This is a genomic window from Nonomuraea sp. NPDC050404, assembly GCF_040655495.1.
Lineage (GTDB): Bacteria > Actinomycetota > Actinomycetes > Streptosporangiales > Streptosporangiaceae > Nonomuraea.
Genome location: NZ_JBFAKB010000015.1, coordinates 110,703 through 125,668, shown reverse-complemented (window position 1 = coordinate 125,668; position 14,966 = coordinate 110,703). Strand labels below are relative to the sequence as shown.

Here is a 14,966-nt window from a genome sequence, read left to right as displayed (position 1 = left end):
CGCAGGCCGGCCGCGATCGCGGCCGGCCCGCCGGTGACGTGATCGGACGGCCACGGCCCCCCGCAGCGCGCCCGAGCCGTCCGATCATCGACCGTGAAGACACTGAAGACACTGAAGACCGAGAAGACACTGAAGACCGAGAAGACCGTGAAATCAGTGAAGACAGTGGAGCTGGCATGTCGGCTTACCTGCGCTTCCCCGCCGTCTTCCAGGACGTGGTGGTCTTCGCCGCCGAGGACGACCTGTGGATGGTCTCCGCCCGGGGCGGACGCGCCTTCCGCCTGACCGCGGGGCTGGCCGAGGCCGGATACCCGCGCATCTCACCGCGCGGCGACCGGCTCGCCTTCGTGGGACGCGAGGAAGGCCAGGAAGAGGTGTACGTCATGCCGTCCGGCGGCGGCGCGGCCCGCCGCGTGACCTACCACGGCGCCCGCTGCACGGTGACCGGCTGGGACCCCGAAGGCCGCATCCTGTACGCCAGCGACCAGTCCCAGCCCTTCGAGGCCCGCAAATGGCTGCACCGGGTGGAACCGGGCGGGGTGCCGGAGCGGCTGCCGTACGGACCGGCGAACTCGATCGCCTACGGCCCCGAAGGCATGATCGTGCTGGGCCGCAACACCGCGGACCCGGCGCGGTGGAAGCGCTACCGCGGCGGCACGGTCGGCGACCTGTGGATCGACCCGGGCGGCGACGGCGAGTTCAGGCGGCTGATCAGGCTGCCGGGCAACCTGGCCTCGCCCTGCTGGAGCGGCGGGCGGGTGTGCTTCATCTCCGACCACGAGGGCGTCGGCAACGTCTACTCGTGCACCCCCGACGGCCAGGACCTGCGCCGGCACAGCCATCACGACGACTACTACGCCCGCAACCTGTCCAGCGACGGCCGGCGCCTGGTCTACCACGCGGGCGCGGAGCTGTACCTGCTGGAGCCGGGCGGGCGGCCACACCGGCTGGAAGTGCGCCTGGCCAGCTCAAGGACGCAGCGCAACCGCAGGTTCGTCGAGGCCGCCGACTACCTCGACAGCGCCACCCTCAGCCCGGACGGCAGCGCGGTGGCGATCACGGCGCGCGGCAAGGCGTACGCGATGGCGGACTGGGAGGGCCCCGTACGCCAGCACGGCTCCTCCGACGGCGTCCGCTACCGCTTCCTGACCTGGCTCAACGACGGTGTACGGCTGATCGCGGCGGCCAGCGACGACGGCGACGAGGAGAAGCTGGTCGTCCTGGAGGGCGAGGAGGGCGGCCCCGGCACGGAGGTGGCCAGGCTTGGCCGGGTCAACGACCTGGTGCCCGACCCCGCGCACGACCGGGTGGCGATCGTCAACCACCGCGACGAACTGCACCTGCTCGACCTGGCCACGGGCGAGGCGGAGCTGGTGGAGGCCAACCCGCACGGCCCGCCGGAGGACCCGGCCTGGTCGCACGACGGGGAGTGGCTGGCCTACGCCAGCCCGCTCAACGCCCAGACGACGGCGATCAAACTGCACCACCCCGGCACGGGCCGTACGTTCCCGGCCAGCGAACCGGTGCTCAAGGACACGATGCCGGCCTTCGACCCGCAGGGCCGCTACCTGTACTTCATCGGCCAGCGCGTCTTCTCCCCCGTCTACGACCAGCTCCGCTTCGACCTGGGTTTCCCGCTGGGCACCCGGCCGTACGCGGTGGCGCTGCGCGCGGACGTGCCGGACCCGTTCGTGCCCCGCCCCCGCCCCCTGGAGGACAAGGACGACGACGAGGAGGACGAGGACGAAGAGGAACCCGAGCCGCTGGACGTGGACGTGGACGGGCTGGCCCGCCGGGTGACCGCGTTCCCGCTGCCGGAGGGCCGCTACGAACGGGTGGCGGGGCTGAAGGGCAAGGCGCTGATCCTGACCAGCCCGCTCGAAGGCGACGGCATGCTGCACCTGTTCGACTTCGCCAAGAGCGAGAACGAGCTGTTCGCCGAGGGCGTCACCGGCTTCGAGCTGGGACGGGACCACAAGACGCTGCTGTACCGGGCGGGCGACCGGCTGCGGGTGGTCAAGACGGGCGAAACGCCGGGCGATGAGGACGCGCCGGGACGCGGGAGCGGCTGGATCGACCTGTCGCGCATCAAGGTGTCGGTCTGCCCCGAGGCGGAGTGGCGGCAGATGTTCCGCGAGGCGTGGCGGCTGCAGCGGGAGAACTTCTGGACCGAGGACATGGCGGGAGTGGACTGGCCGGCCGTCTACGAGCGCTACCGTCCGCTGGTGGAGCGGGTGACGACCCGGGGCGAGTTCTCCGACCTGCTGTGGGAGTTGCACGGCGAGCTGGCCACCAGCCACGCGTACGAGAGCGGCGGCGAGTACCGCCCAGGCCCCGACTACAGCCAGGGCAAGCTGGGCGTGGACTGGCACCTGCGCGACGGGGTCTACCACATCGCCGCCATCGTGACCGGCGACCCGTGGGACCCGGAGGCCACCTCGCCGCTGAACCGGGTCGGCCTCGACGTCCGTACGGGCGACGCCGTGCTGGCCATCGACGGCGCGCCGATCGGGGCGGCGACGGCCACCCCGAACGAGCGCCTGGTCAACCAGGCCGGCGAGGAGGTCGAGCTGACGTTGCGGCGCGGCGAGCGGGTCTTCACCGTCACCGTGCGCGCGCTGGCCGACGAGCAGCCTGCCCGCTACCGCGACTGGGTGAACCTCAACCGCGCCCAGTGCCACCAGCGTTCCGGCGGCCGGATCGGTTACCTGCACGTGCCGGACATGGGGCCGGAGGGGTTCGGGGAGTTCCACCGGGGGTTCCTGGCGGAGTACGACCGGCACGCGCTCATCGTGGACGTGCGCTTCAACGGCGGCGGGCACGTGTCGGCGCTGCTGCTGGAGAAGCTGGCCCGGCGGCGGCTCGGCTATGACTATCCGCGGTGGGGGGATCCGGAGCCGTACCCGCCGGAGTCGCCGCGCGGCCCGCTGGTGGCCATCACCAACGAATGGGCGGGCTCGGACGGCGACATCTTCAGCCACACCTTCAAGCTGCGGGGACTGGGCCCGCTGGTCGGCAGGCGCACGTGGGGCGGCGTGATCGGGATCTGGCCGCGGCACCGGCTGGCCGACGGGACGGTGACGACGCAGCCGGAGTTCTCCTTCGCCTTCGACGACGTCGGCTGGCAGATCGAAAATTATGGAACCGATCCCGACATCGAGGTGGATATCACCCCGCAGGATTACGCGCGCGGCGTGGACACCCAGCTCGAACGGGCCATCGATGTCGCGCTGGACCTGCTAGCCGAACGCCCGCCGCACACTCCCGACCCCCGGCACCGGCCGCGCATGCAACCTTAGTGACCTTTCCGGCGTCTAAAGATCATAGGTGGGGATAGTGCATCGGGGATGAACAAAGTGCATCCCACCGACGGAAAGACATTAGGCCGGTGGTGAGGGACCCATCTCACCACCGGCCATGTGTGTTCATACTCATCCGCGACAAAGGGGATTCGTCAGGTGCGCGCACTGGCACGCAAGGGCAGGTCGGCGATGGTCCGGCTCTATCGGGGGTACAACCGGCGCAAGGTACGCAAGGCGCCGCCGCCCTCGACGGAGAAGGTGCGCATCCTGCTGCTGCACGCCCATGGCATGGGCGGGACGATCAGGACCGTGTTCAACGTGGCCAGTTATCTGGCCGAGAACCACGATGTCGAGATCGTCAGCATCCTGAAGGAGGCGGAGGAGCCGTTCTTCCCGATTGACCCGCGGGTGAAGTTCCGATTCCTGGACGACCGGGTCAACCCGGGGCACGACCCGATGCGCGCGATGTTGTCGAAGATGCCGAGCAAGCTGATCCCGAAAGAGGAGAACGCCTACCACCGCTTCAACCTCTTCACCGACTACAAGCTGGCCCGCTTCATCCGCTCGATGGACACCGGCGTGCTGATGGCCACCCGCCCGGGGCTCAACCTCGCGGTGGCCCAGTTAGCCCTGCCCGGCGTCATCACGATCGGGCAGGAGCACGTGGCCCTGGCCACCCAGCCGGAGCCGGTGCAGGCATTGATCAAGTGGCGCTACCGCCGCCTCGACGCCCTGGTCACCCTGACCAAGGCCGACATGCGCGACTACCGCGAGACGCTGCCGAAGAAACCGCGCAAGCTGGCGCGCATCCCCAACGCCGTGCCGCCGATGACGGGCGACATCGCCAAGCTGGACGCCAAGGTGGCCGTGGCGGTCGGCAGGATGACCCGCATCAAGGGCTTCCACCGGCTGATCACCGCCTGGGAGACGGTCGCCGCGACGCACCCCGACTGGAAGCTGCGCATCTACGGCGCCGGGCCGCAGGCGGACAACCTCGCCGCCCAGGTCGTGGAGGCGGGCCTGGAGGGCAAGGTCGAGCTGCCGGGGCCGACCACCGACGTGGGCGCCGAGCTGGAGAAGGCGTCGATCTTCGTGCTCAGCTCGCGGCACGAGGGCTTTCCCATGACGATCCTGGAGGCCATGGCGAAGGGGCTGGCCATCGTCAGCTTCAACAGCCCGCACGGGCCCAAGGAGATGCTCACGAACGAGGTGGACGGGCTGCTGGTCAAGCCGCGTACCAACGCCAACCTCGCCGCCTCGATCATCCGCGTCATCGAGGACGAGCAGTTGCGCCGCGACCTGGCCTCGCGGGCGCTGGAGACCGCACGTACCTATGACGTGGACGTGATCGGGGAGAAGTGGGACGAGCTCCTGAGCGACCTGCTGGCCCGCCGCGAGGCCAGGACCCGCCCGTCCGGCCAGGGAGAGCTCGCGCCCCCGTGCCCCTGAACCGCGCCGCTCACACACCGGTGCCGGTGAGTTCCACCGGCTCGGCGATGACGTCCACGAGGGCGCCGTTGCGGTAGACGGTGATCTGCAGCGGCCGGCCGATGGCCTCGGCGAACATCAGCCGCTGCAGGCTCTGCGCGTCGCCGACCGGGGTGCGTCCCGCGCTCAGCACCAGGTCACCGGCGCGCAGCCCGGCCCGGTGCGCGGGCGACCCCGGCACCACCTCGACCACGCGCAACGCCCCGCTCTGCCCGGTACGCCGCCGCAGGTGCTCGGGCAGCGGGGCGGGCGAGGTGACCAGCCCGAGAAACGCCCGCCTGACCCGGCCGTCCCTGATGAGCGCCGCGATGATGGAGCGGGTCGTGCCGTTGACGGGCACGGCCAGCCCCACCCCGATCCCGGCCACCGCCGTGTTGATGCCGACCACCCGCGCCCGCGAGTCGGCCAGCGCCCCGCCGGAGTTGCCCGGGTTGAGCGCGGCGTCGGTCTGGATGACGTCCTCGATCAGCCGCATGCCGGCGCCGCTGTGCGCGGGCAGCGACCGCCCCAGCCCGGAGACCACCCCGGCCGTCACCGACCCGGTCAGCCCGAGCGGGTTGCCCACGGCCACCACGAGCTGCCCGACCACCAGGTCGTCGCTGTCGCCGAGTTCGGCGGGCGGCGGCGTGGCCGTCTGCGCCCTGATCACCGCCAGGTCCGACAGCGGGTCGCGGCCGACCACCTGGAAGTCGCCGCTCACGCCGTCGGCGAAGGCCACCGTCCCGGAGCGCGAGGAGCCGAGCACGTGCGCGTTGGTCAGCAGGAACCCGTCGGCGGTGAACACCACCGCGGACCCGCTGCCCCGGCCGGCCCGCACGCTTGCCACCTTCGGCAGCAACTCGGCCGCCACTGACGACACCACCTGGGAGTAGGCGTCGAGGGGATCCGCCATCTGGTCCTCCAGAATGATTACGTGCTTACACGCTAACTCCTCCATCGGGTTGTCATGAGCAGCACACCGGGCCTGTCACCGCAGGCACAGCTCCCGGCCGTCTCGTTCGGCACACTGGGCACCACCAGCACCCCACGCCGAGGGAGACCTCATGCGAAACGCCAGCCGCCTGCGCCGCGCGGCCGCGACCGCCCTGCTCCTGACCGCCGCCGCCATGACGTCCGCCGCGCGACCCGCCGCCGCGGCGGAGCCGTGGGGCTTAGCCGGCCTGAGCGACTCGCCCTGGGAGTGAAGACCTCCGACGTGGAGCGCCCGTCTCGTGTTGTCGAGGCGGGCGCTCTCTCGTGCAAATGGGGTGGAACCCGCTGCCGGCGAAATCTCAGGCCAGTGCCCGCGCGACCGCCAGACCGCAGTACGCCGCGCCCAGCCCCGCCGCCACGCTGACCACCACGTTGGCGACCGCGTGGAAGCGCGCCCCCTCCTCCACCAGCCGCACGGTCTCGTACCCCATCGTCGAGTACGTCGTCAGCGCCCCGCAGAAACCCGTCCCCGCCACCGCCATCACCCCGTCCGGCACCGGCAGCCCGGCCAGGAACCCCAGCAGCGCCGAACCCGCGACGTTGACCGTCAGCGTCCCCCACGGGAAGGGGGTGTCGTGCCGCGCCTGCACCGCCCGGTCCGCCAGGTACCGCAGCGGCGCCCCCACCGCCGCCCCCAGCACGATCAACGCCACCGTCATGGCGCCACGACCTTCGCGGCGACGCGGCGGGTCAGCCACATGCCCGCCGCGACGGCCGCCAGCGCCGCCGCCATCGTCCCTGCCACATAGGCCAGCCCCGTCAGGGGCGCGCCCGCCCCGGCCACCCGCTGGAACTCCACCGCGTACGTCGAGAACGTCGTGTACCCGCCCAGCACCCCCACTCCGAAGAACGGCCGGACCAGCCGGTGGGTCCGCCGTGTGATCAGGGCCATGAGCACCCCGATGAGCAGGCAGCCCGACACGTTGACCAGGAACGTCGCCCACGGGAAGTCCGCCGGCCCGGCGGGCAGCGCCACCTGCAGGCCGTGCCGGGCCAGCGCCCCGAGCGCACCACCCGCGGCGATCACCGCGATCACCGGCCACTGGGATCCGGGAGGCCGCGCGGGGCGATCATCATCCGTACGATCAGTCACACAACACTTCCCGTGTCAAAACGGCGGATGCCGGGAATTTCTCTAGACAACCTGGAGCTCTTTCGGAGGCCTGCTTGAGCACCAAGGACACGGTCGCGGTCCTCGCCGGAGCCATCATCGTCGTCTCCCTGGTCAGCAACGCCAAGAGCCCGCCCGCCACCGCGGCCAAGCCGCTCGGCAACATCAGCGGGGTCCTGCCCGGCCTGGCCCCCATCATCTCCGACCCCGACAGGTCGGAGGCACGCGGCCTCATCAAACGCCTGAAGGTGAAGGCTTTCGGCCCGAACACCGGCTACGAGCGCACCCGGTACGGCGGCAACTGGGCCGACGAGGCCACCGGCGTGCCGTACGCGCGCAACGGCTGCCGCACCCGCGACGACCTGCTGGCCCGCGACGGCCGGAACGTCAAGCTCCGCGAGGGCTCCACCTGTGAGGTCGTCTCGATGGAGCTGACCGACCCCTACACCGGCCGGCTCATCGAGTGGCACAAGGACAACGCCGACGAGGTCCAGGTCGATCACGTGGTGCCGCTCAACTACGGCTGGCGCATGGGGGCGCCGCGCTGGGCGATGTCCAAACGGCTCGACTTCGCCAACGACCCGCTCAACCTGCTGCCCGTGTACGGCGACGCCAACGAGGAGAAGGACGCCTCAGGACCGGCGAACTGGCTGCCGCCGCGACGGGAGATCCGCTGCGCCTACGTCACCCGCTTCGCGCAGGTCGCCCTCAAGTACGACCTCCCGGTCACCTCCGCCGACAAGAAGACGATGCTCGCCCAGTGCCGCTGACACCGGTCAGCGCGGGTCGAGCCAGGTGAACCCGTTGTCGTAGGTCCGTTCTGCCAGCACCCGCTGCCCGGCGGTGTTGGGGTGGAAGTAGTCCCACTTGCTGACGTGGTCGAGCGTGAACGGATAGGAGAACACCGCGCCCTGGTCGGTACGGCAGCGCGGCCCGTACGCGGCGCACGCCGCCGCCGCGGCCCGGTTGTAGGCCACCACCCGCGCCCGCACCCTGGCCCGCCGCTGCACGTCGGCGTTCCTGGTCGAGGTGGGCTCGGCCAGCAGGGACTGGCAGATGCGGCCGGCCGACCAGAACGTGCGGGCCAGCGCGTTGCCCTTGCCCACCTGCCACAACCGCCGCACGTCGGGGATGCTGGCGAAGAACACCCTGGCCCCGGGCACTCCGCCGCGCAATTCGGCCAGCGCCGCGTCAAGCCGCCGCCGGTAGGTCGCGACGGGGGTCATCGCCTCCTCGGTACGGGTGCAGGCGTCCAGCGCGCCTATGAGAATCGTCACGTAGTCGGCCCTGCCCGCGACCGCCTTCCTCATCTGGCCGAGCAGGTCGGCGCTGGTCGCGCCGGGGACGGCGAAGTTGAGGTTGTGCTTCTGGAGCGTTCCAGAAAGCTCGGTCAGGCGCGCGTAGTGGCTGCTCACCTGGCCGCTGTCGCCGGTGGACCAGGAGCGGGCGGTGCAGGAGACGTACCAGCCGCAGGCGTTGAAGCCGGTGGAGATCGAGTCGCCGAGCGCGGCCATGACCTCGGGCACCGGCTGGGCGGCGGCGTGGGCGGCGCCGGGAGCGGCGATGACGGTGACGGCCCCGAGTACGGCGCCCAGGCGAGCGAGCATGGGCACCAAAGTAGGGATCCCGGCACCGGCTCACTATGGCTTAGCAGCGAGGCCGCCCAGTTCAGGACCGACTTCATATGACTGCTTGACAGACCGAACCCAATCTGGATGGGCTCTATACCTCATAGCATCCGGTTTTTTCCGGGTTCATTGCCCGTAACTTCGCATTCACGGGGGTCCGAGTCGAACATGTTCAGTTCCCGCATAGAGTGTCTTGGGTGAGTGTCGCGCTCGGAACCACCCGCCCGCTGCCGGTTCGCACCACCCCTGTTGGCGACCCCGGTGATCTGCTGGCGTCCCTCCCCCGCACCGCCCCGTACGCGTGGATCAGGAACGGAGAGGGGCTCGTCGGCTGGGGAGAGGCCGCCCGTGTGACCGTGCCCCCGGGGCCGGACAGGTTCGCCTGGGCCCGCCGGTGGCTGGCCACCGTGCTCGGGGACGCGCACGTCGATGACGCCGTGCGGACCCCGGGCTCCGGCGCGGTCGCCTTCGGCAGCTTCACCTTCGACGAGGACGCCCACGGCTCGGTCCTGGTGGTCCCGCAGGCCGTGCTCGCCCGTCGCGACGGCAGGGCCTGGCTGACCACGATCGGCGAGACGCCGCTGGAGACGTTCACGCCGGTCCGCGCGCCCGGCCGGATCAGCTACGGCGACGGCAGCCTGACCGCCCCCGAGTGGGAGCACGTCGTGGCCCGCGCCGCGCGGCGCATCCGCGACGGCGAGCTGGAGAAGGTGGTGCTGGCCCGCGACCTGGTGGCCACCGCCGAGCGGCCGATCGACGTGCGGCTGCTGCTGTCCAGGCTGGCCGCCCGCTACCCCGAGTGTTACACCTTCTCCGTCGCGGGCCTGGTCGGGGCCACCCCCGAGCTGCTGATCCGGCGTACGGGGCAGGAGATCGAGTCGCTGGTGCTGGCCGGCACCACGCCGCGCGGCACCGGCCCCGCGGACGATCTCGCGCGCGGGGCCGCGCTGTTCGCCTCGCAGAAGGACCGGCACGAGCACGAGTGCGCGATCGCCTCCGTACGCCAGACGCTGGCCCCGCTGTGCTCCTCCCTCACCACGCCCGAGCGGCCGGAACTGCTGGTGCTGCCCAACGTGCAACATCTGGCCAGCCACGTCACCGGACGGCTGGCCGACGGGGCGTCGGTGCTGGACGTGGTGGCGGCCATGCACCCGACGGCCGCCGTCGGCGGCACCCCGACGCCGACGGCGATCGAGGTGATCAGGGAGCTGGAGGGCATGGACAGGGCGGGGTACGCCGGTCCCGTCGGCTGGATCGACGCCCACGGCGACGGCGAGTGGGCGATCGCGCTGCGCTCGGGCTACGTGCGGGGGCGCCGGGCCCGGCTGTTCGCGGGCTGCGGCATCATGGGCGACTCCGACCCGGCCGCCGAACTGGCCGAGGCCCAGGCGAAGTTCCGCGTCATGCAGTACGCCCTGGAAGGCTGAACGCCCCCAGCAGGTCCCCACGCTGGAAGACGAAACGCCCCCAGCAGGTCCCACGCTGGAAGACGAACGTCCCCAGCAGGTCCCCACGCTGGAAGACGAACGCTTCAGGCCGGGACGTGCAGGTTCTCGCCGGTCGTCACGCGGGCCCGGCCCGCCGTCAGCGTGGCCACCCAGTCGGTGAAGTCGGCCACCTCGTCGGCGCCCACCGCGACGTCGAAGGTGACCTCGCCCGCGTACGTCACCTCGCGCACCGCGTGCCGCGAGGCCCGCAGGTCGTTCTCCACCCGCCCGGCCTGGTCGTGCGCGACCGCGACCCGCATGAGCCTGGCCGGGACCATCCGTACCGCGTCGGCCCGGTCGAGCGTCTCGGTCACCGCCGAGCCGTAGGCGCGCACCAGCCCGCCCGCGCCGAGCAGCGTGCCGCCGAAGTAACGCGTCACGACCGCCACCACGTCGCTGAACCCCCTGCCGACCAGCGCCTGCACCATGGGCGTGCCCGCGGTGCCACCGGGCTCGCCATCGTCGTCGCCCTTCTGCACGCGCTCACCGATCACATACGCCGTGCAGTTGTGGTTGGCGCCGGGATGCTCGCGACGGCGCCCGTCGATGAAGGCCGCCGCCTCCTCGACGGTGCGGGCCGGAGCCAGCGCGCAGATGAAGCGCGAACGCCGCGCCTCGGTCTCGTGCTCGGTGACAGACTTCAAGGTGAGGTACGGGGCAGGCACATTCGACAGAGTATGCCCTTGCCGAAGGAACTCTGGGAGCTACCATCTCGTCATTCCATTCAGAATGGTCTGGCGTGGAATCCGAGGCGTTCACGCCTGGGAGGAAACGCCGGCTCTGGAGGGCCTCCAAGGCCCGAGCGGTGCAGTGACGGGAGTTCTTCGCGCAGACGTTCCCATCTGATCGCGTGGACTGCTAGCGTGGTCATCGCGGTGGCGGGATTGAACGCACCCGGCTTGCCGGGGAACGGCTCTCTGATCTGCTATCGACATCGCATCCACAGCCTGGCTTGCCGGGCTGGGCAGTGAGTCACGCTGCCGCACGCGGACCAGACCGTCAAAACCATCGACGGCGAGGAGCTGCAAGCTCGGTCGTTGACGACCGAGAAGCTGACACCTATGGGAGGGTCGCATGGAGAGTGTCAAGGACACAGCCGACGATGTCATGCCCTTCGTCACGGCGGCGATCGACGCCTACGGGACCGGCGTACTGGCCAAGACCAGCGAACTCGCCGCCGACACCGCGGTGGCCCGCGGCTCGCGCATCCTGCAGCGCGTTTTCGGCCGTGGTGACGCGCGTTCCAGGCACGTGATCGGTCAGGTGGCCGGCGCCAAGCCGGACGACGAGTCCGGCCGGATCGCGCTGCGGTTGACGATCAGCGAGGAGTTCAGGTCGGATCCGCTGCTGCGGCGCGAGGTGGCCGCGATGCTGCCGCGGGCGCAGGTGTCCGCCTCCGGGGCACGCTCGGTGGCGGTGGGGGGCAATAACAGCGGCGTGATCGTCACCGGGGACGGCAGCAGGGCCGACTCTCCGCGCTGACGCGTCGCGCTTCCTGCGCAGGCGGCCCGCCCCGGCTGAGCCCGGCGCGGCCGTCTGCTCGGGGGGACCTTGTAGCCCTATGATCGGGTTATCCGTTTCCGTCCCCCCGCCAGGAGTCTCGTGCCGGACATCCAGCCACTCAAGCCCGGAGATCCCCGGTCCGTCGACCGATATCAGATCACGGGCCGCATCGGCGAGGGCGGGCAGGGGACGGTCTTCCTCGGCGAGGACGACGACGGCCGCAAGGTCGCGATCAAGACGATGAAGACCGTGGACGCCTCCGACATGGAGTCGCGGCTGCGTTTCCAGCGCGAGATCGAGGTCGCCTCCAAGGTCGCCTCGTTCTGTACGGTACGCGTGCTGGGTCACGGCATCAGCGACGGCCGGCTCTACATGGTCAGCGAGTACATCCAGGGCGAGTCGCTCCAGCAGCACGTCCTGTCCAAGGGGGCGCTGGACGGCACCGCGCTCATCCGGCTGGCGGTCAACACCTCCACGGCGCTGATCTCGATCCACAACGCCGGGATCGTGCACCGGGACTTCAAGCCCAGCAACGTCCTGCTCGGCTCCGACGGCCCGTACGTGATCGACTTCGGGGTGGCCCGTTCGTTCGGGGACACGACGGTGACGGTCACGGGGGTGCTGGGGACGCCCGCGTACATGTCGCCGGAGCAACTGGCCGGCGAGCGGGTCACGGCGGCGTCCGACATGTTCAGCTGGGCCCTGACCATGATCTTCGCGGCGCTGGGGCGGCCGCTGTTCAGCGGCAGCACGATCGCCGCGATGGCCATCACGCTGCGCCAGGAGGAGATCGACCTCAGCGGGATCGACCAGCCGCTGCGCTCGATCATCGCCGCCTGCCTGGTACGCCAGCCGGAGCTGCGGCCGAACGCGCCCCAGGTGCTCAACTCGCTGATCGTGCCCACGGTGATGCCGGCGCCGGGCCCGGCCGGCCGGCCCCACGCCCAGCCGCAGCCGCCGTCCTTCACCCAGCCTCCGTCCTATTCGCAGCCGGTGTATCCGCCGCCTGGGACGTCCTCCACGCCGTTCCCGCCGGCCACCCCGTTCACGCCGTCGTCGCCGTTCACCCCTCCGTCGGCGTTCGCGCCGTCCGGGCCGTCCGCGCCGGTCCCGGCCGCCATGCCGCCGCCCCAGACCAGCAATCCCGATCACCCTTCGCATCCCACCGGCGGCTCGCATTCCACTGGGGGCTCGCATCCCTCTGGGAGCTCTTATCCGAGCGGGGGCTCGCATCCCTCTGAGGGCTCTTATCCGGGTGGGGGCTCGCATCCCACCGGCGATTCGTTGTCCGGCTCCTACCCCACCGACGGCACGCCGTTCGTCCCGGCCCAGCGCCGGCGGATGGGGCGGCTGGCCGTCGCGGGGGTCATCGTGGTGGCGCTGGCGGGGGCGGGCGCGGTGCTGGTGCCCCGGATGATGGCGGGCCCGGCGACGCCGAGCGTCTCCACGTCGGCCGCCGCGTTCGGGGCGCCGATCGGGTGGCGGCCCACCGGCCATCTGGCGGCGGTCACCGCCGTGGACACCGCCCGGGTCGCCGGCCGCGACGTGATGGTGACCGCCAGCGAGGACGGGACGCTGCGCCGGTGGGACGCGCGGACCGCGGAGCCGATCGGCGCCGCGATGCCGGGTCACGGCGACTGGGTGCGGGCGCTGAAGACCACCACCGTGAACGGCAAGCCCATGGCGGTGACGGGCGGCGACGACAAGACCGTACGCCTGTGGGACCTCACCACGGGCCAGGCCATCGGCGCCCCGCTCACCGGCCACACCGGCGCCGTCCTCGCCGTCACCACTACCACCGTGAACGGCAAGCCCGTCGCCGTGACGGGCGGCGACGACAAGACCGTACGTCTATGGGACCTCACCACGGGCCGCGCCATCGGCGCCCCGCTCACCGGCCACACCGGCGCCGTCCTCGCCGTCACCACCACCACCGTGAACGGCAAGCCCGTCGCGGTGAGCGCGGGCAAGGACAAGACGTTGCGGATGTGGGACCTGGCCACCGGCAAGCCGGTGGGCTCGCCGAAGAACGGGCACAAGGACTGGATCAGGGCGCTGGCCGTCACACCCGGCGCGGTCGTGTCGGCCTCCGACGACAAGACGGTCCGGATCTGGGACCTCGCCTCCGACCGCGTCAGCGTGGTCAAGGACCTGCCCGAGGTGGTGATCTCGCTCGCGGCGGTCCAGACGGGCTCGTCGTGGACGGTGCTGGGCGCCGGCCGCGACGGCGTCATCCGCGGCTGGGACACGGCGGGCGAGCAGGCGGGCGAGCCGGTCGGCACTCCACTCACCGGGCACACCGGGTTCGTCACCGCCGTCACGGCGGCCGTGCTGGACGGGGCTCCGCACGCGTTCTCCGGCGGCGCGGACAAGTCCGTACGCACGTGGGACCTGACCAAGTGGAGCGCCCTGGCCGTGGCCCCCGGCAATCCCGGTCACTCCGGCGGCGTCAAGGCCGTCGCGCTGGCCACCGTGGGCGGCAAGCCGGTGGCCGTCTCCGGCGGGGTGGACAAAACGGTCAGGTTGTCCGACCCGGCCACGGGCGGGCCCATCGGCTCGCCGCTGCTCGGGCACACCGGTCAGATCACCACCATCGCCGCCGGCACCGTGGCCGGTCAGCCGGTGGCCGTCAGCGGCGACGCGGAGGGCAGCCTGCGCAGGTGGCGGCTGGACACGCACGCGGCGCTCGGCAGCCCGCTGTCCGGCCATCGCGGCAGCGTCAACGCGGTCACGATCGCGGGCGACGTCATCGTCTCCGGCGGCGCGGACGGGCGCCTGCACCGGTGGAACGCCACCACGGGCGACCCGCTCGGGCCTCCCCTGGCCGCGCACCGCGAGCCGATCAGGGCGCTGGCCGCCGCGGTCGTGAACGGTAAGAACGTGGTGGTCTCCGCGGGTGAGGACCACGAGTTGCGGTTGTGGGACGTGGCCGCGGGCACACAGATCGGGCAACCGCTGACCGGGCACGAGGGCGTCGTGCTCGCGGTGGCCACCGGCGTGGCCGACGGGCGGCCGGTCGCGGTGTCGGCGGGCGAGGACCGTACGCTGCGCCGCTGGGACCTGGCCACCGGCACGGCCATGGGCGGCCCGATGATCGGGCACACCGACTGGGTGCGGGCGCTGTCGGCCGGCGGCGAGCGGGTGGTGTCGGCGAGCGACGACCGGTCGTTGCGGGTGTGGGACCTGCGTACCGGCCAGCCGGTCGGCAAGCCGATCACCGGGCACGCCGGGCCGGTGTACGCGGTGGCGGTCGGGAAGATCGGCGAGGCGCCGGCCGCGGTCTCGGCCGGCATGGACTGGACCGTGCGCGCCTGGAACCTCCCGAACCAGTGACCGCCCGCCCGAACCGGTGCCCGGCCGCTCGGGTGACCGCCCGCCCGAACCGGTGACCGCCCGCCCGAACCGGTGACCGGCCGCTCGGGTGACCGCCCGCTCGGGCCAGTGACCGCCTGCCCGAACCGGTAGGTCGGAGATC

General features: G+C 71.7%; 12 protein-coding genes. 7 read left to right on the top strand and 5 right to left on the bottom strand.

Features of this window, described 5'->3' with window-relative positions:
- The first annotated feature begins 176 nt into the window (after positions 1-176).
- Positions 177-3,299 (top strand): S41 family peptidase, encoded by a 3,123-nt coding sequence (locus AB0I81_RS36310; protein WP_360666370.1) that lies wholly within the window; start codon positions 177-179, stop codon positions 3,297-3,299.
- A 159-nt stretch (positions 3,300-3,458) separates the two neighbouring features.
- Complete coding sequence (locus AB0I81_RS36305) at positions 3,459-4,751, top strand: glycosyltransferase family 4 protein (protein WP_360666368.1); 1,293 nt, start codon at positions 3,459-3,461, stop codon at positions 4,749-4,751.
- A gap of 10 nt (positions 4,752-4,761) precedes the next feature.
- On the opposite strand, the gene AB0I81_RS36300 is transcribed toward AB0I81_RS36305, so the two are convergent.
- Positions 4,762-5,682 carry a trypsin-like peptidase domain-containing protein gene (locus AB0I81_RS36300; protein ID WP_360666365.1) on the bottom strand — a complete coding sequence of 307 codons (921 nt, stop codon included), beginning with the start codon at positions 5,680-5,682 and terminating at the stop codon, positions 4,762-4,764.
- Between the two features lie 151 nt (positions 5,683-5,833).
- Here AB0I81_RS36300 and AB0I81_RS36295 point away from each other — a divergent pair, with 151 nt between their 5' ends.
- Complete coding sequence (locus AB0I81_RS36295) at positions 5,834-5,974, top strand: hypothetical protein (RefSeq protein ID WP_360666362.1); 141 nt, start codon at positions 5,834-5,836, stop codon at positions 5,972-5,974.
- Between the two features lie 87 nt (positions 5,975-6,061).
- Here the strand turns inward: AB0I81_RS36295 and crcB are convergent, their stop codons facing one another.
- Positions 6,062-6,421, bottom strand: coding sequence for a fluoride efflux transporter CrcB (gene crcB / locus AB0I81_RS36290; protein WP_360666359.1), 360 nt, complete (start codon positions 6,419-6,421; stop codon positions 6,062-6,064).
- A complete protein-coding gene (locus tag AB0I81_RS36285) occupies positions 6,418-6,855 on the bottom strand; it encodes a CrcB family protein (protein ID WP_360666355.1) in 438 nt (145 codons plus the stop codon). Before AB0I81_RS36285 ends, crcB begins: the two co-directional genes overlap by 4 nt.
- 74 nt (positions 6,856-6,929) lie before the next feature.
- Between AB0I81_RS36285 and AB0I81_RS36280 the strand changes: the two genes are divergently transcribed.
- Positions 6,930-7,643, top strand: a complete 714-nt coding sequence (locus tag AB0I81_RS36280) for an HNH endonuclease family protein (RefSeq protein ID WP_360666352.1) — start codon at positions 6,930-6,932, stop codon at positions 7,641-7,643.
- A gap of 6 nt (positions 7,644-7,649) precedes the next feature.
- Here AB0I81_RS36280 and AB0I81_RS36275 read toward each other — a convergent pair whose 3' ends face one another.
- Complete coding sequence (locus tag AB0I81_RS36275; RefSeq protein ID WP_360666349.1) at positions 7,650-8,480, bottom strand: GDSL-type esterase/lipase family protein; 831 nt, start codon at positions 8,478-8,480, stop codon at positions 7,650-7,652.
- A gap of 218 nt (positions 8,481-8,698) precedes the next feature.
- Between AB0I81_RS36275 and AB0I81_RS36270 the strand changes: the two genes are divergently transcribed.
- Positions 8,699-9,928, top strand: coding sequence for an isochorismate synthase (locus tag AB0I81_RS36270; RefSeq protein WP_360666346.1), 1,230 nt, complete (start codon positions 8,699-8,701; stop codon positions 9,926-9,928).
- 104 nt (positions 9,929-10,032) lie between these two features.
- On the opposite strand, the gene AB0I81_RS36265 is transcribed toward AB0I81_RS36270, so the two are convergent.
- Positions 10,033-10,653 (bottom strand): YigZ family protein, encoded by a 621-nt coding sequence (locus tag AB0I81_RS36265; protein WP_360666343.1) that lies wholly within the window; start codon positions 10,651-10,653, stop codon positions 10,033-10,035.
- A 409-nt stretch (positions 10,654-11,062) separates the two neighbouring features.
- Between AB0I81_RS36265 and AB0I81_RS36260 the strand changes: the two genes are divergently transcribed.
- On the top strand, positions 11,063-11,470 hold the full coding sequence (locus AB0I81_RS36260; protein ID WP_360666341.1) for a hypothetical protein: 408 nt from the start codon (positions 11,063-11,065) through the stop codon (positions 11,468-11,470).
- 120 nt (positions 11,471-11,590) lie between these two features.
- Entirely contained in the window at positions 11,591-14,824 is a 3,234-nt protein-coding gene (locus tag AB0I81_RS36255; RefSeq protein ID WP_360666338.1) for a protein kinase, read from the top strand.
- The last annotated feature ends 142 nt before the right edge of the window (positions 14,825-14,966 follow it).

What these genes read in the sequence shown, in the direction of transcription:
- crcB (WP_360666359.1), bottom strand. Translation starts at nt 6,421, where the DNA reads ATGACGGTGGCGTTGATCGTGCTGGGGGCGGCGGTGGGGGCGCCGCTG.
- AB0I81_RS36300 (WP_360666365.1), bottom strand. Translation starts at nt 5,682, where the DNA reads ATGGCGGATCCCCTCGACGCCTACTCCCAGGTGGTGTCGTCAGTGGCG.
- AB0I81_RS36310 (WP_360666370.1), top strand. Translation starts at nt 177, where the DNA reads ATGTCGGCTTACCTGCGCTTCCCCGCCGTCTTCCAGGACGTGGTGGTC.
- AB0I81_RS36260 (WP_360666341.1), top strand. Translation starts at nt 11,063, where the DNA reads ATGGAGAGTGTCAAGGACACAGCCGACGATGTCATGCCCTTCGTCACG.
- AB0I81_RS36295 (WP_360666362.1), top strand. Translation starts at nt 5,834, where the DNA reads ATGCGAAACGCCAGCCGCCTGCGCCGCGCGGCCGCGACCGCCCTGCTC.
- AB0I81_RS36275 (WP_360666349.1), bottom strand. Translation starts at nt 8,480, where the DNA reads ATGCTCGCTCGCCTGGGCGCCGTACTCGGGGCCGTCACCGTCATCGCC.